The following is a 263-nucleotide window of genomic DNA, read 5'->3' as shown; positions in this document are numbered from 1 at the left end:
CTTGAGTAGAAAAACGCGACTTTGGCTTTGTCTTTATTCACCTGACGCGCCGCCATATCCACCAACATACCTCCCAACTGGGCGGGCGTTCCCTGATTAATGTAGTAAGAGCGGCACTCCGGTTTAGTATCAGAGTCCCAGGTCAGCACTCTCACACCACGTTGCATGGCGCGTTTCAGTGCCGGACACAAGCCATCAGGCGAAACCGCAGAAACGATAATGGCGTTATAACCTTGATTGACGAAGTTATTAATCAACTGTAC

General features: G+C 49.8%; 1 protein-coding gene. It reads right to left on the bottom strand.

Annotated features, from left to right (window positions below; all coding sequences use genetic code 11):
• A partial coding sequence (locus SB756_RS31270; RefSeq protein WP_410913392.1) for a substrate-binding domain-containing protein occupies positions 1-263 on the bottom strand: 263 nt, incomplete at both ends.

Origin of the sequence: Pseudomonas sp. SIMBA_068 (genome assembly GCF_046534705.1) — a bacterium.
Taxonomy (GTDB): domain Bacteria; phylum Pseudomonadota; class Gammaproteobacteria; order Pseudomonadales; family Pseudomonadaceae; genus Aquipseudomonas; species Aquipseudomonas putida.
The sequence above is the reverse complement of the archived record's forward strand: the minus strand, read 5'-3'. Positions and strand labels throughout refer to the sequence as shown.